Raw genomic sequence first — 18989 nt, 5'->3', positions numbered from 1 at the left:
GGCCGGCCCCTTCCTGGCGCGCCGACCGGTGGAGAACTCGGTCCCCCGCACCATCTGCGCAACCCTGGGCCGGCGCGGCCCGCACGCCTACGGCGCCGAGCCACCCGTCTTCGGCTGGTGGCGGCCGGACGGCGGGGGAGAGGTGGCCGCCGCCTTCCTGCGCACCCCGCCCCACCCGCCGCTGCTGACCCGGGGCGCGCCCGGGACGTCCCGCGGCCTCGCGGACCGGCTGGCCGCCCCGCTGCCCGGGGTACGCGGCGACCGCGAGGCCGCCCGGGACTTCGCCCGGGCATGGCAAGAGCGCACCGGAGCCGCGCTCCGCACCGACCGCGAACTGCGGATCTTCCGCCTGGGCGCCCTCACCCCGCACCGGCCCGCCCCGCCCGGCCGCCCCCGGGTCGCCGGCCCCGCCGACCGCGCACTGCTGCTGCGCTGGCACGAGGAGTTCGCCCGGGACATCGGCGAGCCCCTGCCGGGCGGCGAGGGGGCCGTGGACGACGCCCTCGGCCGCGGCCTGCGCACCCTGTGGGAGGTGGACGGCGAACCGGTCGCGATGGCCGGATCCACCGCCCCGGCGGACGGCGCCGTACGGGTCGTCGCCGTCTACACCCCGCAAGCGCTGCGCGGCCGGGGCTACGCCGGAGCCGTCACCGCCGCCGTCTCCCGGGCGGCGCTCGCGGCCGGCGCCGAGCACGTACTGCTGTCCGCCGACCTGGCCAACCCGGTCAGCACGGGCCTCTACCAGCGGCTCGGCTACGTCCCGGTGCGGGACCTGGTGTCGATCACCTTCACCGCGGCGCCGGCCGACCCGTCCGCCGCCCGGCCCACCGCCGCCCGGGCCGACCCCGGCCGGCAAGCCCTGCGGGACACCTGACGCTCAGCGACGCCAGGGCCCACCCGAACGGCACTCCCGTCGCATAATGGGACCGGCGAAAACCCGCCGACCAACGATCCCGCCTGGAGGTCCCGTGACCGGAACCGGCCGACTGCCCTCCCGCCTCGTGAAGCTGCGCCCCGCACCTTTCGGCTCGGACCCCGCCGGCGCCCGGCTGGAGCGCATCCTCCGGTCGCCGAACTGGGCGAACGGCGCCTTCGCCAACCCCGTCGGAGCCCGTGACGTCCCCAGCGGCGGCCTGATCAAGTCGCTGCCCGCCAACCTCCGCAAGGAGGCCCGGCTGTCGCGCAAGCCGGCCCGCCCGGTCCCGATCCACCCCACCACCCTCACCGACCTCGCCGTCCCGCCCGCCTCCGGCCTCCGGCTGACCTGGATGGGCCATTCCTCGGTCCTGGCCGAGATCGGCGGCCGGCGGGTGCTCTTCGACCCGGTGTGGGGCGAGCGCTGCTCACCCTTCACCTTCGTCGGCCCCCGCCGCATCCACCCCACCCCGGTGCCGCTGGCCTCCCTGACCGGCCTGGACGTCGTGGTCATCTCCCACGACCACTACGACCACCTCGACATGCCGACCATCACCGCGCTGCTGCGCACCGGCGTGGTCTTCGCGGTGCCGCTGGGCGTCGGCTCGCACCTGGAGCACTGGGGCGTGCCGCCGGAGCGGCTGCGCGAACTGGACTGGAACGAGTCCACCGACGTGGCCGGCCTGACCCTGACCGCCACCCCGGCCCGGCACTTCTGCGGCCGCGGCCTGCGCGGCCGCCAGCAGACCCTGTGGGCGTCCTGGGCGGTCACCGACGGCACCCACCGCATCTACCACAGCGGCGACACCGGCTACTTCCCCGGCTTCGCCGACATCGGCGCCCAGCACGGCCCGTTCGACGCCACAATGATCCAGATCGGCGCCTACAGCGAGTTCTGGCCCGACATCCACATGACCCCGGCCGAGGGCATCCGGGCCCACCTCGACCTGTCCGGCGGCGAGCCGGCCGGGACGATGATGCCCATCCACTGGGGCACCTTCAACCTCGCCCAGCACCCGTGGGCCGAACCGGGGGAGGGCACCGTGGCCGCCGCCCGCGAGGCCGGCGCCAAGATCGCCACCCCGCGGGTCGGCGCTCCCTTCGAGCCCGCCGACCCGCAGCCGGACGACTGGTGGTGGCGCGAGGTCGCGGTCCGCCCGGCGGGCGGCTGGCCGGCCGAGCCGACGGCGACCGTCGGCTCGCAGGAGGCCGCCGCCGGGGCAGCAGCCGGGGCCGCCGCCGGGGCCGCCGCCGGCGAGGACGAGCGCGAGGGCGGCTACGAGGTGGCCCGCCCCAAGTAGGTCAGCACCCCCGCGTCCGGCAGCGCTATCTCGTGGAAGCCGAGCCGGTCGTAGAAGGCCCGGGCGGGGGTGTTGACGCTGAGCATGCCCAGATGCACGGCCGGCACCCCGCGCCCGGCCAGGGCGCCGAGGAAGCTCTCCATCAACGCCCGCCCGTGGCCCCCGCGTTGGAAGTCGGGCAGGACGTCGATGTGCAAGTGCGCCGGGTAGCCGGCGAGTTCGGGCCGCACCAGCCGCTCCGGGGTGTGCAGCAGCCCGGCCATCGTCTCGCCGGGGGTGCCCGGCTCACCGGCCGGCGCCGGCCAGCGCCCCGCCACCGTCGGCAGCCACTCCTGCCGGAACCGCCGGGCGAACATCGCTGTGTCGCCCGTCCCGAGGACGTAGCCGACCGGTTGCCCCAGCCCGTCGTCGAGCACGAAGGCCAGCTCCGGCTCCAGGACCGCGTACGGCGCCGCGAAGATCGCGCCCAGCAGCTCCCGGTCCCGGCCCGGGTAGTCGGCGGTGGCGTCCGCGCCGGCGTTTCCGGTGCGCAGGCAGATGTCGTACAGGGCGGGCAGGTCCGCGGGACGGTAGGGGCGGATCACGGCGTTCATCGGGTCTCCCGGCGGGTGCGGACAGCGGACGGATCGGGCGCCGGCAGCGGTTCGGCCAGCTCGGCACCCTCGGCCGCCTCGGCCCGATCCGCCGCGCCGCCGGTCGCCCCGAGGGTACTGAAGGTGAAGGAGAACGAGGCCGGCGCCGCCCTCAGCCGGAATTCGGGCAGCACCTCGGGCCCGCAGGCGTGGCTGCCCACGCCGTGCAGGGCGTGATCCAGATGCACCCAGAGCGTGTCCTCCCGGCGCAGCTCATGGGTGTGCGCGGCGGCGTCCAGCGCCCGCGTGCTCCACGGCCGTACCGTCAGCCAGAACACCGGCTCGCCCTCCACCCGTACCCCCGAACCGTCGGCCCGCCGCAGCTCCGCCCAGCGCACATCGGCCCGGGCGCCGTTCTCCTGCGGGCGCACGTACGGCGTCTGCAGCGCGTCCACGCTCGAGCTGTACAGGCCGATCCGGGAGGCCGCCCGGGTGTCGGGATACGCCTCGCCGGGGCCGCCGCCGAACCACGTCGCGGTGTCCAGCGTCGGGCACAGGCCCAGCCGCACCCCGAGCCGGGGCAACGGCAGCGGCCAGTCACCCTCGGGCGCCACCATCACGTCCACCCGCAGCCGGTCGCCGGCGGCCGACCACGCGTAGACGGTACGCAGCCCCAGGTCGGAGCCGGCCGGTGCCACCCGGGTGACGACGGTGAGGGAGTCGCCGCCGAGGCGGACCCGCTCCACCCGGTGCCGCATCCGGTGCAGCCCCGACTCCCGCCACCGCCAGTCCAGTTGGCCGTCCGGATACCACGACATCCCCCGGTCGTTGTCGACCGGCGCCCGCCACACGTCCACCTCCGGTCCCTGCACGGGATTTCCGTCCAGATACCGCAGCACACCGGACGCCGCGTCGAAAGCTCCGGGCCCGAACACGATCAGACCGCCCTCCGCGAGCCGCGGCGTGCGCGGCTCATCCCGCCGCGCCGCCGGCCGGGCGGCCGGCTCCGGCGCCGCCGCGAACTGGGTCCAGGCCACCTCGTGCCCGGCCGGCGCCCACGCGGTGTCCTCGGCGAGCACCGCCCGCACCGTCCACCACGCTTCCGGGCCGCCCCGGCTACGCGGCAGCCGGGGCAACTCCACCTCGGCGCTCCCACCGGGCCGGAGCGCCGGCACCGCCAGCCGTCCGCCGCCGACCGCCGTACCGCCCACCTCGTACGACCAGCGGAACGACAATCCCGAAAGGTCGACGAAGTCGTAGCCGTTGGTGACCGTCACGGTGCCGCGCGCGCTGTCGCCCGCCAGCCGCACCGGCTCGACCACCTTCTTGTACTCGACCAGGCCCGGCGACGGAGTCCGGTCGGGGAAGACCAGGCCGTCACAGACGAAGTTCCCGTCGTGCACCTCCTCGCCGAAGTCCCCGCCGTACGCGAAGTACGCCGTCCCGGCCCTGGTCCCGGCCCCGGTCCCGTCCCCGTCCCTGTCCCCGACACCGGTCCCGACACCGGTCCCGGCAGTGTCCCCGTCGCCGGACCTGCGCCGCAGCCCGTGGTCGATCCACTCCCACACGAAGCCGCCCTGGCAGCGCTCGTACGTCTCGAAGATCCGCTGGTACTCCGACAGGCCGCCCGGCCCGTTGCCCATCGCGTGCGCGTACTCGCACAGCACGAACGGCATCGCGCGCCGCCGCCGGTCCGCCTCCGGGTCGGGCAGCGGCGGCTCGGTCCGCCGGCCGATGGACTCGGTCTCGGCGTGGTCGGCGTACATCCGCGAGTAGACGTCCACATCGGCGCACGACAGATCGCCCTCGTAGTGGATCGGCCGGGCCGCATCCCGCCCGCGGATCCACGACGCCATCGCGGACAGCCCGCGTCCGGTGCCGCACTCGTTGCCCAGCGACCACATGACCACCGACGGATGGTTCTTGTCGCGCTCCACCATCCGCGCCGCCCGGTCCAGCAGCGCCGGCGTCCACCGCTCGTCGTCGACCGGGTTGCCGCGCCAGCCCACCGCCTCGAAGCCGTGCGTCTCCAGATCGCACTCGTCCACCACCCACATCCCCAGCTCGTCGCACAGGTCCAGGAAGGCGGGATGCGGCGGATAGTGGCTGGTACGCACCGCGTTGATGTTGTGCTGCTTCATCAGCAGCAGGTCGAGCCGCATGGTCTCCAGGTCCACCACCCGGCCGTGGTCGGGGTCGAACTCGTGCCGGTTCACGCCGCGAAACAGGATCCGGCGGCCGTTGACCTTCAGCACCCCGTCCCGGACGGCGACGCTGCGGAAGCCGATCCGCAGCGGGATCCGCTCGCCCTCGGTGGCCAACTCCGCGTCGTACAAACGCGGCTGCTCCGCCGACCACGGCTCCACCGGCACGATCACCGGCTCACCGGTCGGGATGTCCAGCCCCAACTCCGGCACGGTGACGGTGCCGCGCGGTTCGCAGTCGACCCGGAGCGTGCCGGAGCCGGTGGTGTGGTCGTAACCGCAGTGCACGAAGAAGTCGGTGACCGCGCCTTCCGGTCGCTCGATCAGCGTGACCTCCCGGAAGATGCCCGGCAGCCACCACATGTCCTGGTCCTCCAGATAACTGCCGGACGACCACTGGTGCACCCGGACCGCCAGCACATTGCCGCGCGGCCTGAGCAGCTCCCCGACCGCGAACTCCACCGGCAGCCGGCTGCCCTTGAAGGTGCCCAGTTCGGCACCGTTGAGCCAGACGCGCGCGCAGGAGTCCACCCCGTCGAAACGCAGCACGGCCGCCCCGCCCGGCCAGTCGTCCGGCAGGTCGAAGGCCCGCAGGTGGTCACCGGTCGGATTCTCGGTCGGCACCCGCGGCGGATCGACGGGGAACGGATAGCGCACATTGGTGTAGGCGGGTGCTCCGTGCCCGTGCAGCGGCCAGTGCGCGGGCACCGGGAGCACGTCCCAGCGCGAGGCGTCGTACCCCGGCCGGGCGAAGGCGTCGTTGTGCCCGTCCGCGGTCGCCGACAGCCGGAAGCGCCAGGCCCCGCCGAGATTCACCCGCCGCGCGTCGGACACCGGCCACCAGGCCCGCGGCGGGAGCGCTCCCGTGCCGGGCGAGACATCCTCGTAGTAGGGGAGGGTCCCGGGCGGGGACGCGTGGTGCATGCTGCTGCTCCGTGGGGGGTGGGTGGGGGCGGGGGCGCGGTGCTTGGTACGGCGGTGGGTGCTGGCGGCGGGCGTGGCGCGGGTGCGGGCGTGGTGCGGGTGGTGGGGTGCTGGGCGGGCGGCTCGGGGGGCGCCGCGGGTCCGAGGATCCGATTCTGCTGAGGGATGTGCCGCACCGCTAGGCCGTGTCTGACAAATAGCGCCGTCCGCCCGCAGGGCGGGGCCCCGCGGCGTCTGGTGCGTGCGATCACAAGGCGGAGGGTCGTCCTCGTAGTGGGCTACTCGGACGACTCCGACAACGCAGCGAGCGCGCGTGCCAGGCGTCGCGGGGCAGGCGGGATTTGTCAGACACGGCCTAGGGCGGGAGTCATGGATTCCGACCGGCTTCGCGCGCACCCGGGGTGCCCTATGTGCTGGGCGATACGGGGGGGAGGGGCCGAACGGGCGCCCGGGCCAGGGGATTTGACCCGCTGCCGGGCCCGCTGGGAGCATGCCCGCCCTGGAGACCTATGGGGGGATTCCGCCATGGCGCACACCGTGATCCTGACGGCCGCGGGGACGACGGCCTCCGCCCAACCGATCCCCGGCCTCGGCGGCCGGACCGCCTTCGTCCTGATCGCCATCGTGGTGGTGGCCATCGCCGCCATCGCGGTGGCTCCGCTGCTCCTGGACGTCCGCCGGGCCACGGCCTGGCGGCAGCAGCTCACCGACCGGCTGATCGACCGGGCCGCCGACGACCAGGACGTACGGGACTTCCTGCGCGACCTGCGCGAGCCGCGCGGCGTCCGCGGTCTGACCCGCAGCATCATCGCCGTCCTCATCCTGGCCCTGGTGGGCTTCGCTCTCGCGGTGGCGATGCTGTCGTCCGGCACCGACTCGGGTGATCTGCGCAAGACCATCGTCACCTCGCTGATGACGGTGCTCGCCACCGTGGCCGGCTTCTACTTCGGCAGCCTCGGCGCCCAGAACAGCGCGGAGGACGCCCGCCGCCAGTCGGCCGCCCGCAGCGTGGCGACGGTCACGGCCGCGCCCGGGGCGGGCGAGACCGCCTCAGCGGGCGCGGGCGTCGACCCGTCCGGAGACACGGCCGCCGACGCCTCCGTCGAACCGTCCCCGGAAGCCGGGGCCCCACCCGCGGGAGCTCCGGGCCCGGCGCCGAAGTAGCGGGGCCGCTCGCGCGGGGCCATCGGCTCTTCGTACCCGGGCCGCTTCTGCGCGCGGGCCGGCTCCGTATGCCGGTCCGGGGCCGGGCCCGGGGCCGATTCCGGGCCCGGACCGCGGCCCGGGCCGACTCCGGGCCCGGGGGTGTCTTCGCCCCCGCGACATCTCCGCGCCGAGGCATCCCCGTCCCCGGCGGGTTCTTGTCGCGGTTCGGGACGTGCGCGGGGCCGTCGCGGCTGAGGAACGGCCCCGCCTTCGCCCGCACTCCCGCAGCGACGCGCCGGGGGTGCGGGCGCCCGGTCAGATCCCGTCCACCTTGAACGGATCATGCTCGGTGAGCAGCTTGTCCAGGCGGGCCTGATCCACCCGGCTCACCATCTGCCCGACCTCCTGGCGGTCCCGTACCACCTTGGCCAGCGTGAACGTCGAGGTCACCACATACAGCAATCCCACCCCCACGGAACGCCCGCACCCCATCCCCCCTCCGGCAAATAGGCCACCCCCACCACCATCGCCCCGAGCGCCACCCCGAACGAGATCACTGCCTGCGCGGCATAAGCCGCTGTCGTCTGCTGCGTCATCACCTTCGCCATGCCCCCACGATCCCCCGCTGTGACCGCCCCCACATGAGTACCCCTACTCATCCCCACCCTGAGCCCGCCCTGAGCCCGCCCGGATCCCCGCCCACCCCTCACCCCGGCGCCCCTCCCCACGCCGACCCCCCGCGCCTCGCGAGCGACCACCCCCCGAGGTGCGCTATTCTTCTCGTGCACGGTCACCCGGACCCACCACCCCGGGCCGACCAAGCACCGGGACGTGGCGCAGCTTGGTAGCGCACTTGACTGGGGGTCAAGGGGTCGCAGGTTCAAATCCTGTCGTCCCGACGGTGCTCAGAAGCCCTCTGGGAGCATCCCAGAGGGCTTCGTACATCAACGGGTGACATCAACCCCGAGCGTCAGACCCTCGCAGGCACTCCCGCAGCTCCGTCGTCGCCCTCCTCTCCGTCGTCCAGCGACAGCGCGTCGTCCATGCGGTCTGCGGCCTTCCTGAGCGTCGAGTCCATCACGTGCGCGTAGGTGTCCAGGGTCATGGTGATGGTGCTGTGCCCGAGCGTTTCCATGATGGTCCGGGCGTCCACTCCCTGTGCGAGCAGCAGCGAGGCGCAGGTGTGCCGGAGGTCGTGCACGCGGACCTGTCGGACCTTGGCCTCCCGGCACAGCACGGTCAGCATCCGGTTCAGGCTGCGCGGGTCGGTCGGCCTGCCGGTGCTGGTGGTGAAGACGAGCCCCGCGGGCTGCGACGCGAGCGGGGTCCAGTGCTGGCCAGCGGCGGCGCGCTCCGCCTGGTGGGTGGTGCGGTGTGCCTTGAGCGCGGTCACGCATCCCTGGGGCAGCGAGATCGTGCGGAGGGAACGGGCCGTCTTCGGAGTGCCGAACAGCAGCTCTTTCTTGATCCGCTGGAGGTTCCGGCGGACCCGGAGCTGTCCGCGGTCAAGGTCGATGTCGTCCCAGGTCAGGGCCAGCACTTCGCCGCGGCGCAGGCCGGTGGAGACGAGCAGCAGCCACAGGGCGTAGAGGCGGTGCCCCTTCGCGGTCTTGAGCAGCATCTTGGCTTCGGTCCTGTCCAGGGGGCGTACCTCCTCCCGCGGCACCGTGGGGGTTTCCACGATCCGCGCGACGTTGCGGGTGATGAGTTCTTCGCGGACTGCCTGTTGCAGTGCCGAGCGGAGTACGGAATGCGCGTACTGGACGGTGCGGGCGGACGGCCGGCGCTTGCAGCACTTCCCGACCGCGCAGCACGTTCGGTCTTCCTCCGGGCGGTCGCTGTCCAGGCCCCGCAGGCAGCACAGGCAGCCGTTCTTGAATTCGGCGAGGAACAGCCGGATGTCGGCGGGAGACAGGCGGTTGAGCTTCTTCCTGCCGAGCTTCGGTTCGATGTAGACGCGGGACATGACCTCGTAGCTCATGAGCGTCGAGGGTTTGAGCCGGACCGCGGCGACGGCCACCAGCCAGTAGGTGAGGAAGTCCGTCAGGCACATGGCCGACGTGGCGGCGGGAATGCCCTGCCGGGTCTGCTCCTGCATGGCGGTGAGCTTTTCGGCGACTTCCGCGCGAGTCTTGCCGTAGGCGAATTTGCGGACCCGGGTTCCGTCGGGACGGAAGACGTACGCGGCAGCCTGGTACCGGCCGTCAGCGCGTTTGGTGATCGTGCCCTCACCGTTGGCGCGGCGTTTGGCCATCAGTTGTTCTCCTCAGTTCGGTGCTGCATGTACGCGGTCAGGGCGGTTTCGGCGACGCGGCGAGAGCGGCCGACGGTGAAGCTGGGGAGTTCGCGGGCGCGGAACAGGTCGTAGACCTTGCTGCGGCTGATTCGTAGGGCGGTCATGACTTCGGGGACGGTCAGGGCTTGCGGCGGGGCGGTGGTCACCGTGTCCTCCTGGTCCAGACGTGAACCGTGCCCCCGCAGCGGCGGCGCTGCGGGGGCACGGCGAGGGTGGTGAGGCTCGGGGGAGGGAACCCCCCCTCCCCCTGTAGGTCCGCTACATCCGCTACATCCGCTACATCGCAGGTCAGGGGCCTGTTTTGTGTAGCGGATTTTTGGGGTGTAGCGGATGGGTCCGCTACACCCCCGGGGTGGGGGTGTAGCGGATTGGGGCTGGTGTAGCGGCTGTGTAGCGGCTCAGCGGGTCGTGTCCGCTACAGCGTCATGGCTGGTCAGGGGCAGTTTTTCGGGGTGTGTAGCGGATGTAGCGGATTTTCCGGGGGGAGGGGGGCAGTAGCGGGCCCATGCGTCGCGGAGGTCGGTGGCGTAGTAGCCCTTGACGACTCCTCCGCCAAGCCGGATGTTGCGGGCTTTGATGGGCTGGTTGTCGGCGGTGACGTATTCGGCGAGGTGCTTAGACAGCAGCCGGGAGTTCAGCGGTTTGCCGTCCACGTCGGCCCAGGGCGCTTCGTCCATGTCGGTCAGGGCCGCGACGATCTGCGCGGTGGGCATCCGGTCGGCGCCGTTGAACACGGTGCGAAGGTCGGTCAGCAGGCCGATTCCGAGGGAGGCTTTGCTGCCTTCGGCGGCGGCGGTGACGAGTTCCACGCACGCGTTGCGGGCCCGATCGGGCCAGGTGCCGCCGGCAGCGTCGGCGACGGCGAGCAGGGGTTCCCAGACATCGGCGGGGCGGTCGTTGACGCCTTCGGGCATGGCGGGGAACGCGCCGGCCACGCGGTCGCGGACAGCGTCGGCCCATGCGGCGAGGCGGTCGCGCAGTTCGTGGCCTTCCGGTTCGTGGATGCGGGCCCGGAAGGCTTCCACGTGCTCGTTGGGTGCCCGGCGCCGCATGCGGATGACGACGGAGCGGTGAAGGATGGTGTCGGGTAGCCACCCGAGACCGGCCATGGCTACCGCGGCGTAGACGGGGAAGGGCTGGACGACCTGCTGATCCCCGACGCTCACGCACCGGTAGGACACCCCGATGCGGCGGTGTCCGGCGTTGATCAGTCCGCGCAGTTCCTCGTTGTCGCCGGCTTTGGGGCCGAATACGGTGTCGATCTCGTCAAACAGGATCGTCGGGCGGCCCGACTCCATCGACACCGCGCGGAACAGCGCGGCCGGAGAGGCGTTGACCGCTGCCATCGGGTTGGGAACCAGGGTTCCGCAGATCTCCAGTCCGCGCGTCTTGCCCGACCCCGGTTCCGGTGAGAGGAAGGCGAGGCGGGGTGTGGAGTCGAAGCAGTCCAGCAGGTGGGAGTGGGCGTTCCAGAGGACTACGGCGACGTAGGCGGCTTGGGTGGGGAAGGCGTTGAAGCGGCGGTGAAAGCCCTCGATCTCGTCCAGCAGGGTGGCGCCGTTCTCGGTGGTCATGCCGCCTGCCTCCTTTCCGGTGCGGTGTGCAGCGTGCACAGGGTGCGGTGGTCGGCGTGGTCGGCGACCAGGGCGAGCACGACGTCACGTCCCTTGGCGGTGACGTGGCGCCCGCACAGGCAGTGCGAGGTGGCCCGGGGGGTGGCCCGCCAGTCCGAGGGGGCCACGATGTGGAGCCATGCGATCACCTGGGGTCCGTTGCCGGCGCCGGGGTCAGGACCAACGGCAGAAGGGGCGCCTTCGGCGGCGACCTTCGGCGCACCACGGCCGGTGGACCTTGCGGCCAGGTCCGGCGGGGTGGGGGTGGTCGGGGGTGGGGGTGAGGCTTTTCAGGGCGGGGCGGGGTCCGGGGTTCATGCCGCCTCCCGGGGTCGGGCGGTGCGGATGGAGTAGTCCAGGGCGCTGCGGATGGTGGCGCGGCACTCGGACGCTGGCAGTCCGGCGGTTTCGCCCCCCGCCTGAAAAGCCGCTTCTACGGTGGCGCGGTCAAGGTCCCCCCACGCCACGAACCGGCCCACCGCCCGCACGGCGCGCAGCAGTTCGGCGTTGCGCCCGCCCTCAACGGCCATGGCGACTGCGGCGGTTTCGCGTTCGAGGACCACCGTGGCGAGACGGGAGGCGTCGCGGGTGGCCACGGGCCGGATGGTGGCCGCCACGGGCTTCTGAGGGGCCGTCAGAGCTGTTTGGAGCCATTCGGGTAGGTTTGCAACGGGGGAGTCGTCCAGGACCGTGTACGGGCCCACAGGGGTTCGGCTGCCGGGGGCGACGACTTGTCCGCCCCATGCGCGGGTGTCCACCTTCCGGGCGACGGTTCCGGCGGTGTTGCCGAGCCGGATGCCGGGCGGGACGCTGAAGTACAGGTGCTGCCCGCCGCTTGCGGTCCGGATGCGGCGGGTGACCGGTGCGGGCTTCCCGGCGCGCTCGCAGAGCGCAGAGAAGGTTTCCACGCCGTCAGGCGTGCCCTTTTCGTCTGTCGGCTTGAGCGTGTCGAGATCGACCACCAGCAGTCCGGCGGGGCCGGTGGCGATACCGACGTTGAACGGGCCCGAGGTCCAGCAGCTCTGGATGCGGTCGGGGTCGGTGGTGGCGCGCTGCTCGAACGTGCGGTGTCCGTCGGCGCAGTCGCCGGTACGGGGGCAGCGGCGTTCCCCGTGCAGCGCGGGGACCTTCCCGCCGGGGTGCAGTGGGATGACGGGCCAGCCGCGGGCGGCTGCGGCCAGTGCTGCGGACAGCAGCGGGGATGGGGTGGGATGGGTCATGCTGGGTGGTCTCCGGTTCCTTGATGGGTGCTGGTACCGGGACGGCCGCGGTTCTTTGGCGAGATGCGGCGGCCGCCCCGGGCGGATTCAGGCGGCGTGTGCCGCAGTGTGGGGATGTGCTGCGGCGAGCAGGGTGCGGAGTGCGGCGGTGGCCTGGTGGGGGACGACGCCGTTGCCGAGGGCTTTGAGCTGCGCGGTGCGCGACAGGCCGGGCACGGCGGTGACGTGCCCTTCGGGCAGGCCCATCAGCCACTCGACGAGGGGCGGGTTCAGGCGTCCCAGAGCGTCAACTGGCCCGGGGGCGGGACGTCCGATGACCGCTTCCCACCGCTGGATCGCGGCGGCGTAGCGGCCCCAGCCAGGCCGGTGAATGTCAGATCGGTCAGCGTCGGCGAGGTGCTGCGCGGGTTGGGTGCGGTCGCCTGCCGGGCTCCCTTGGAGTCCCCCACGACCGGGGTCGGCAGCAGTTCGCACACCTCGGCTGCCAGGCACAGGCCGTGCCGTCCCGCTTCCTGCGACGGGGTGCGCCTGGTCTGCCGGTTCTCCCGCTCCGACGCTCTCGGGGTCGGCAGCAGCGAGACGACGTGCCGCAGGTTCATCCCGCCCTGCGCGGCGTGGCCGGCGCCGGTCGCCTCCGACGTCGAGGGGGTCGGCAGCAGCGAGCCCACCGCGGTCGGCAGTTGCCCCCTCTGGCCGCCGCCGCGCCAGTCCCTGGCTGCCGGTGTCGGCAGGCCAGGCGATGACGAACAGGCGGTTGCGCTGGTGGGCGGCGCCGACATCCGATGCGCGAAGAGTGCGCCAGCACGCATCGAACCCGAGGGCGGCAAGGTCGGACAGGACGGTGTCGAATCCGAGGGAAAGGTGACCTGCGACGTTCTCAAAGACCGCGAGACGGGGTCGTAGAACGCGAAGGGCGGTGGCGATGTGGGGCCAGATATGCCGGGCATCAGCAGTTCCCTTCCTCTTGCCCGCAGAGCTGAACGGCTGGCACGGGTACCCGCCCAGCACGACATCCACGGGCGGAACAGTGGTCCAGTCGGTGTCGGTGATGTCCCCGAGGTTGGGCACGTCCGGGAAGTGGTGGGCGAGGATGCGGGCGGCGCCGGGGTCGTTGTCGGCGACCCACGCCGGCGACCCGCCGATGACGGCCTGGACGGCCATGTCCAGGCCGCCGTATCCGGTGCACAGCGAGCCCAGCCGCAGGACGTCCGGGATGGTCTCCGGATGATTCATGAGGTGGCGTTCTCCCCTCAACATTGGTAACTCTAAGTGCAGGGAGGGAGGCAGGGTTCACCCCGGGAAGTAGCCATTTTCGGGGTTTCCGCAGGTCCAGAGGATGTGCCTCCCTGCCTCCCTGTAGCGGTGTTGCCGCAGATCAGGTCAGGGAGGCGGGGTTAGGGAGGGGGTCAGGGAGTTCTCCCTGCCTCCCTGGCTCCCTCCCTTACTCAAAGTCACCTTCGGCGGTGTCCGTGGCGTCCGCGTCGGTGGTCCGGTTGGCGAGGGCTTCGCGGACCTTGGCGCGGTCCACGACCATGACGCTGACCTTGCGGACCGCCCCGTGCGGGTCCAGCACCCGGCGCAGCTCGGTGAACGTCCAGCCGCCGTACTCACGCAGGTTGTGCGCGGCGAGGCGCTGCAACACCTCCTGCGTGCGCATCAGGTCCTGGTCCCCGAGCACGGCTGCGATGTCGGCGAGGTGATCGACCGGCGCGCCCGTCGGCACTACCGGAGCCGAGGGTGCGACCCCTTCGCGCAGCGCCAGCGCCCTGGCCACCACCGGGGTGACCTGGTCGGTGCTGGCGTCCTTGCGCACGTAGTACGTGCGCAGAAGCTCGAACGCGTTCTTGGTGAACCCCACGGTCAGGGTCGTGCCGACGTCTTCGGCGGGGCTGAGGGTGGTGGCGGTGATGCCCGCGCGGTGCTTGCCCGTGCCCAAGAGTCCGTCGTTGGCGACGTGGTCGCCGACCGCGAACGCAGCCCGGTGGGAGGTGTTGCGGGTGACGTCCTTCGGGATGCTGTCCGCGGTCGGCGAGACCGTGACCCAGATCAGGGTGATGCCCAGCTTGCGGGCCTTCTTCATCACCTTGATGGCCAGTTCAGCGGCTTCCTCGCCGTACTTCTTGTGCATGAACAGCTCGTGGCACTCGTCGAAGACGACCACCCGCGGGCGCATCCGCGGGTCGCGTTCGGCCAGCTCACGGGTCAGCTTCGGGTCGTCCCCACCCAACTCCGCGAGCAGCTTGCCGCGCTCGGTGACCTCGTCGCGCAGGTCCCGCAGCGCGTCGAGGGCGGCTTCGATCTGCTCGTCCTCGTCGCCCTTGACCAGGGTCCGCAGCCGCTCGCGCATGGGGTCGTAGTCGATGTTGTAGGCCATGACGTAGACGTCGATGTCCACCAGCGGATCGAGCATTGCCCCCAGCAGCAGCCCCACGGTTAGGGACGACTTCCCGGTGCCCATGATGCCGCCGATCATGTAGTTGGCGGCCATGAGCTTGCCGAACACCGGCTCCCCGCGCTGCGAAACCCCGACGGGCACGCCCTTGAAGTAGTCGGCGGTGCCGTCGGTGAGCAGCGGCCACGGCGGCACCGGACCGGACAGGCTACCCTGGTCGGCGACCCACAAGTCGATGACGCCGGGCTGGTCACGCGGCTCGGTCGGCCACACCTCCACCGGCAGGCGCAGCAGGTTGTGGGCGAGGATCTTCTTGCAGTCGTTGACCTTCTCCACCGTGACACCCATCGGGAGCTGCAACCGGGTGTGGTACCCGTTGCCCAGGCGCACGGTCGGCGAGACCCAGCGGGGCTGCCACCCGTCTTTGAAAGCCTTGTTCAGCGCGGGGATGCCCAGGTTGCGCAGCGCGTCCAGGATCGCGCCCTCGTCCGGCACCACGTCCCGCTTGTCCGGACCGCCCCCGGGCAGGGTCCACTGTGGGGCGGCCTGCCCGTGCCGTCCGGTGTTCCACAACCCGAGGAACGCCAGCCACGGGGCCAGGAACAGCGCCGGGCCCCACACCACCGACACGATGACCACCGCCCACCGGATCATGTCGATGGTGAACATCGTCGGCGCCAGCACCGCGTCCGGGTTGTGCTCGGCAACCGCCAGCAAGATGCCCAGCCCGAGCAGGCCGCCTGCGGTACCGGCGGTGCCCACGACCGCGCCCTTGACCAGCCGCTGCGGCGCGGTCAGCAGGTCCATACGGCGCTGGTGACGCTGCTGACGGAACGCCGCCGCGCGCTGCTCCCATTCAAGGGCGGATTCGTGCTGGCCCGCCGCTTCGGCCGATCGCATCATGCGTTCGTAGCGGGCGGTGGTCCGGCCGTCCCACGCGCGTTTGGCCAGGATGCGGGCGCCGCCGGCCACGTAGGCGGTGTGCCGGGTGGCCAGTCGAGCGCCGTTCTTGGTGCGGTCGTGGGTCACGACGTGCCGCGTCACAGCGACGGCACGGGCGCTGCGACGCAACGCCGCGCGGCCGGCAGCCGCCTTCCCCCCAGCGGGAACACCGGAGGGGATGACGACGCCTTCCAGCACCTCACGCGGTGCGGGCGGCGCATCGTACTTGGTCAGGTCCGGGGCGGAGTCGGGTATCGGCGCATCCGGGCGGGTGCGGGCCCGGTGGGCGCTAAGGTCGATGATCTCGGTCATGCTGGTGGTTCCTTCTTCCTGCATGAGGAGTGAGGGGCCCGGGGTGGCCGGTGTCTTGGCGGATGTGCGGCCACCCCGGGGTGGAGTCACGTGCTGGCCGCGGTGGCGGCCTTGTTGGCGCGCTGGTGGGCGCCGTCGATGATGCGGTCGATCCGGTTTTCCTGGCGGGTGGTCAGGACACCCCCGCGCAGCGCGGCGAGCGCGGTGATACGGGCGATGTCGGCGGCCTCGCGGGTGGTCAGGGGCGGGTCGTCGGGGTGGGTGCGGATCACGATGCCTCCGGGGTTGGTCACTTGACGATCATGTGGTCAGGGTGGCCCTTGACCATGTGGTCCACACAGGCAGGGCAGTCCTCGCGGGGCCCCAGTCCCTTGTGGGCTTCACGGGAGGTGTAGGCGTGCTGCCAGCACTGGGAGCACTGGCCCTTGGGCGGGTTCGCTGCGGTGGACAGGACGGGCCTCCTCCAGGTCCAGAAGGTCAGGGCGTTGGGTGGGGGTGGGCGGTCACCGCTTCCTGATGTCGCGGTAGATGCCGTAGACGACCAGCGCCACCAGGGCGATGCACGCGGACGCGATGGCGAGTGCCACCGCGGCGAACGCCACGGTGATCATGAACATGGACGCGCCCGCACCGATGGCCAGCCACTTGCCGACCGCGCCGGCGCTGGACTGCTGCGGCACGGCGACGGGCGGGGGCGCGGGGGTGGGCTGCTGGGCTTGTATGAGCTGTGCGGCCTGAACGGCGGCGAGGATGAGGGCGAACTGTTCGCCCTGCCTGGCGGCTTCGACCGCGTCGGCGGATGCTTTGGACAGGTCGGTCATGGGGGTGCCTGCCGTTCTCACAGGGCCGCCGCGCCGTCGCCATGGTCGGTGTCGACCAGGTGCAGCGGCGCGGGGGCCGGGATCGGGTCAAGGGTGAGGTCGTGGTCGGCGAGCAGGGCCCGCAGGCGCGGCACACCGATGCCGAGCGCGGCCAGCGCGGCGCGCTGCGAGACCGGCCCGACCGCGCCGGTGCGCAGGTCCCGCAGTGCGTCCAGCAGTTCCGCATCGGTGCGCACCGGACGCACGGTCCGGCCGGTGCCCGGGGTCTGCGGTGCGCGGGGCTTGCCCGGCGCCGTACGCACCCGGGCGGGCCGGGCGGGCGCGGGGCCGGGCAGCGGTGCCGGATCGGAATCCGGTGCGGGAGCGGACGCGGGCTGAACTGCGCCTTCACCGCGTTCGGCGGTGGGCGCCGAGGCGCTGCCGGATGCCGCGTCGGACGCCGGTGTGGGGCGGTGGTGCAGCACCTTGGCCACCAGATCGGAGCCGAAGAAGATACTGCCGACGGGCAGGGACGTGGCCAGCAGCACCAGCACCCAGTTGGCGGGCGCCCACGCGGCCAGATGCATGCGCACCGCCGTGTGCGTGTGCAGTGCGGGCACCATGCCGTGCACGTAGTTGAGCACCAGCGACGCGGCGGTGTACCCGGCGAGCACGCGCAGCGCGAAACGGCGATCGTCGTCGGTGAGCACGAGCGCGGCCACCAGCGCCAGCGCCATCAGTCCATCGACCACGAACGGGTAGAGCAGCGCGGCGGAGGAGTCGGCGCCGATCGCGCTGGCGATGTCTCGCAGCGCGTTCCACGACACCCGAAACGCCATACCGACCACAATCACCAGCGCGAGTACGAGCAGCGTTTTGGCCTTGCGGTTCATCACTCATCACCCCCGCGGCGGCCCCAGCCGGTCAGCCGGACCGGGCCCGGGGTCAGGCCGGCGTCGGCGAGCAGATCGAGCACCACCGCGACGCCGAACACCCCGAGCAGCAGCAGCCGCAACGGCGCGGGCGGCGCGATACCCAGCAGCCAGGCCAGACCGGCCAGGATCGCCAGCAGCCGCAAGCGGCGTACGGCGAGCAGTAACGCACGGTGGGCGCTCATGACGACTCACCGCCCGCCTGCGGTACATCGGCGTAGCCGACCAGGCACACCGTGGCACCCTCGAACGCGGTCTGTGCGTTCAGCCGCCACTGACGGCCCGAGGACTGGATGTTGCAGGTCACCTGCTCACAGGAGATGCGCAGCGCGGCCCGCCACGCCTCGAACGCGGGCAGGTTGTCGAAGAACGTCAGGGTCAGCCGGTCCGGGTAGATGGTCGTGACATCGACCGTCGGGGCGGGCAGGTGCGGGAAGTCCTCCGCCAGCCGCCGCAGGACCGTCAGCGGGATGGACAGCGCATGCAGGGGGAGCGGGGCGGGGGCGGTCACGCTATTCATGCCGCAACCCCCTTACGGCGCGGCCGGCGAACCGGCGCCGGGCGGGGGGCGGGGGTCAGGCGCAGCAGCTCCGGCATGGTCTGGCCGATGGTCTCGACGGCCAGCGCGGTCGTGCGGTCGAACAGCGCGGGGTCGTCGGCGAGGATGTCGCGGGCCGCGGCCTCGCGGGCGGCGCGGTCCTGCTCGGTCTCGCCGTCGGTGCCCAGCCACAGCTCCAGCGGGGTGCCCAGGGCGAGTTCCAGGAAATCGTCAGTGGTCAAGGCCGTGTGGGGCCCGATGTAGTCACGCATGGGAAGCGTCTCCGAACGGAAGGGGAAGGGGGCCCGGGACGGCCGGTGTCTTGGCGGATGTGCAGCCGTCCCGAGCGCGGGGTGAAAGGTCAGACGAGGCTGGTCAGCAGGGCTGCGACCAGCAGAACCAGCGCGATACAGGTCAGATCCACCGCGCGCCGCAGGTGCGTGAACTTCCGCACCGCGATCCGCGACAGGGTCGCAATGTGCTCGGCTCGGTCCTCACAAGCCAGTTCGCTGCGGATCTCCGCGGCGGTGAGCGTGGCCCAGTGCGGGAACCCCACCGGCCGGCCGCCACCGAGGTTCGGACGGACTGCCCACAGCAGCACACCGGCCACGACCAACAGCAGCAACACTCCGGCACCGCCCAGCACCGCGGCGAGCACCGGCAGGTGAAGCCCTGAACCAACGGTCCAGACACCCGCCAGCACCGCGCCGACGAACGCCAGCAGCAACGACACCTTCGAATCGGTGCGCGCGATCTCCGCCTTCGCGTCGAGTCGGGCAGCATCCAGACTGGCGTCTGTGCGGTCGGCACTCATCGGCCGCTTCCGTTCTCCGAACGCTTGTTGGCATCGGCGACCTTCCGCGACAGTTCGTCTCGTTCGGC

General features: G+C 72.3%; 21 protein-coding genes, 1 tRNA gene and 2 pseudogenes. 4 read left to right on the top strand and 20 right to left on the bottom strand.

Going from position 1 to position 18989, the window contains the following annotated elements:
• Both GA0115240_RS31935 and GA0115240_RS31930 read left to right on the top strand, forming a co-directional pair.
• A partial coding sequence (locus GA0115240_RS31935; protein WP_093742176.1) for a GNAT family N-acetyltransferase occupies nt 1–874 on the top strand: 874 nt, incomplete at its 5' end.
• A gap of 94 nt (nt 875–968) precedes the next feature.
• Nucleotides 969–2216 carry an MBL fold metallo-hydrolase gene (locus GA0115240_RS31930; RefSeq protein WP_256070126.1) on the top strand — a complete coding sequence of 416 codons (1248 nt, stop codon included), beginning with the start codon at nt 969–971 and terminating at the stop codon, nt 2214–2216.
• Here the strand turns inward: GA0115240_RS31930 and GA0115240_RS31925 are convergent.
• Nucleotides 2192–2809 (bottom strand): GNAT family N-acetyltransferase, encoded by a 618-nt coding sequence (locus GA0115240_RS31925; protein ID WP_093742168.1) that lies wholly within the window; start codon nt 2807–2809, stop codon nt 2192–2194. The genes GA0115240_RS31930 and GA0115240_RS31925 overlap by 25 nt on opposite strands.
• Nucleotides 2806–5916: a glycoside hydrolase family 2 TIM barrel-domain containing protein gene (locus GA0115240_RS31920; RefSeq protein ID WP_093742166.1), complete on the bottom strand. Its 3111-nt coding sequence runs from the start codon at nt 5914–5916 to the stop codon at nt 2806–2808. The genes GA0115240_RS31925 and GA0115240_RS31920 overlap by 4 nt, the downstream gene beginning before the upstream one ends.
• Before the next feature lie 525 nt (nt 5917–6441).
• Here GA0115240_RS31920 and GA0115240_RS31915 point away from each other — a divergent pair.
• Nucleotides 6442–7080, top strand: a complete 639-nt coding sequence (locus GA0115240_RS31915; RefSeq protein WP_093742164.1) for a hypothetical protein — start codon at nt 6442–6444, stop codon at nt 7078–7080.
• A gap of 297 nt (nt 7081–7377) precedes the next feature.
• Here the strand turns inward: GA0115240_RS31915 and GA0115240_RS31910 are convergent.
• Nucleotides 7378–7670 (bottom strand): annotated as a pseudogene (locus tag GA0115240_RS31910) (YiaA/YiaB family inner membrane protein).
• A gap of 217 nt (nt 7671–7887) precedes the next feature.
• Between GA0115240_RS31910 and GA0115240_RS31905 the strand changes: the two are divergent.
• Nucleotides 7888–7961, top strand: a tRNA-Pro gene (locus GA0115240_RS31905).
• Between the two features lie 71 nt (nt 7962–8032).
• Here the strand turns inward: GA0115240_RS31905 and GA0115240_RS31900 are convergent.
• The 17 genes and pseudogenes from GA0115240_RS31900 to GA0115240_RS31830 all read right to left on the bottom strand — a co-directional run bounded on the left by GA0115240_RS31900 (nt 8033) and on the right by GA0115240_RS31830 (nt 18921).
• A complete protein-coding gene (locus GA0115240_RS31900; protein WP_093742162.1) occupies nt 8033–9316 on the bottom strand; it encodes a tyrosine-type recombinase/integrase in 1284 nt (427 codons plus the stop codon).
• Nucleotides 9316–9504 carry a helix-turn-helix domain-containing protein gene (locus GA0115240_RS31895; RefSeq protein WP_093742160.1) on the bottom strand — a complete coding sequence of 63 codons (189 nt, stop codon included), beginning with the start codon at nt 9502–9504 and terminating at the stop codon, nt 9316–9318. Before GA0115240_RS31895 ends, GA0115240_RS31900 begins: the two co-directional genes overlap by 1 nt.
• Nucleotides 9505–9756: 252 nt before the next feature.
• Entirely contained in the window at nt 9757–10932 is a 1176-nt protein-coding gene (locus tag GA0115240_RS31890; RefSeq protein WP_093742158.1) for a DUF3631 domain-containing protein, read from the bottom strand.
• Nucleotides 10929–11120, bottom strand: coding sequence for a hypothetical protein (locus GA0115240_RS37450; protein ID WP_237555369.1), 192 nt, complete (start codon nt 11118–11120; stop codon nt 10929–10931). Before GA0115240_RS37450 ends, GA0115240_RS31890 begins: the two co-directional genes overlap by 4 nt.
• A gap of 165 nt (nt 11121–11285) precedes the next feature.
• Nucleotides 11286–12191 carry a bifunctional DNA primase/polymerase gene (locus GA0115240_RS31880; protein WP_093742156.1) on the bottom strand — a complete coding sequence of 302 codons (906 nt, stop codon included), beginning with the start codon at nt 12189–12191 and terminating at the stop codon, nt 11286–11288.
• Nucleotides 12192–12278: 87 nt separating this feature from the next.
• A complete protein-coding gene (locus GA0115240_RS38895; protein WP_237555374.1) occupies nt 12279–12437 on the bottom strand; it encodes a hypothetical protein in 159 nt (52 codons plus the stop codon).
• A 23-nt stretch (nt 12438–12460) separates the two neighbouring features.
• Nucleotides 12461–13000 carry a hypothetical protein gene (locus GA0115240_RS38890; protein WP_237555373.1) on the bottom strand — a complete coding sequence of 180 codons (540 nt, stop codon included), beginning with the start codon at nt 12998–13000 and terminating at the stop codon, nt 12461–12463.
• Nucleotides 12972–13352: pseudogene (locus tag GA0115240_RS38885) on the bottom strand (DNA cytosine methyltransferase); the annotation flags it as partial. The pseudogene GA0115240_RS38885 and the gene GA0115240_RS38890, both read right to left, overlap by 29 nt.
• 280 nt (nt 13353–13632) lie before the next feature.
• The gene (locus GA0115240_RS31870; protein ID WP_093742152.1) at nt 13633–15837 is read right to left on the bottom strand and encodes a cell division protein FtsK; all 2205 of its coding nucleotides are present in this window, start codon (nt 15835–15837) and stop codon (nt 13633–13635) included.
• Between the two features lie 86 nt (nt 15838–15923).
• Nucleotides 15924–16130 (bottom strand): DUF6257 family protein, encoded by a 207-nt coding sequence (locus tag GA0115240_RS31865; protein ID WP_093742151.1) that lies wholly within the window; start codon nt 16128–16130, stop codon nt 15924–15926.
• A complete protein-coding gene (locus tag GA0115240_RS38880; RefSeq protein WP_093742174.1) occupies nt 16127–16288 on the bottom strand; it encodes a pRL2-8 in 162 nt (53 codons plus the stop codon). Before GA0115240_RS38880 ends, GA0115240_RS31865 begins: the two co-directional genes overlap by 4 nt.
• A 52-nt stretch (nt 16289–16340) precedes the next feature.
• Complete coding sequence (locus tag GA0115240_RS31855) at nt 16341–16658, bottom strand: hypothetical protein (RefSeq protein WP_093742149.1); 318 nt, start codon at nt 16656–16658, stop codon at nt 16341–16343.
• A gap of 17 nt (nt 16659–16675) precedes the next feature.
• Nucleotides 16676–17530, bottom strand: a complete 855-nt coding sequence (locus tag GA0115240_RS31850; RefSeq protein WP_237555368.1) for a DUF2637 domain-containing protein — start codon at nt 17528–17530, stop codon at nt 16676–16678.
• A complete protein-coding gene (locus tag GA0115240_RS37445) occupies nt 17530–17754 on the bottom strand; it encodes a hypothetical protein (RefSeq protein WP_161302603.1) in 225 nt (74 codons plus the stop codon). Before GA0115240_RS37445 ends, GA0115240_RS31850 begins: the two co-directional genes overlap by 1 nt.
• Nucleotides 17751–18089, bottom strand: a complete 339-nt coding sequence (locus GA0115240_RS31840) for a hypothetical protein (protein WP_093742145.1) — start codon at nt 18087–18089, stop codon at nt 17751–17753. Before GA0115240_RS31840 ends, GA0115240_RS37445 begins: the two co-directional genes overlap by 4 nt.
• Complete coding sequence (locus GA0115240_RS31835; protein WP_346268005.1) at nt 18086–18349, bottom strand: hypothetical protein; 264 nt, start codon at nt 18347–18349, stop codon at nt 18086–18088. The genes GA0115240_RS31840 and GA0115240_RS31835 overlap by 4 nt, the downstream gene beginning before the upstream one ends.
• Before the next feature lie 119 nt (nt 18350–18468).
• Nucleotides 18469–18921 (bottom strand): Pycsar system effector family protein, encoded by a 453-nt coding sequence (locus tag GA0115240_RS31830; protein WP_093742141.1) that lies wholly within the window; start codon nt 18919–18921, stop codon nt 18469–18471.
• Between the last annotated feature and the right edge of the window lie 68 nt (nt 18922–18989).

The sequence above is a fragment of the Streptomyces sp. DvalAA-14 genome, from assembly GCF_900091855.1.
Taxonomy (GTDB): domain Bacteria; phylum Actinomycetota; class Actinomycetes; order Streptomycetales; family Streptomycetaceae; genus Actinacidiphila.
The sequence above is the reverse complement of the archived record's forward strand: the minus strand, read 5'-3'. Positions and strand labels throughout refer to the sequence as shown.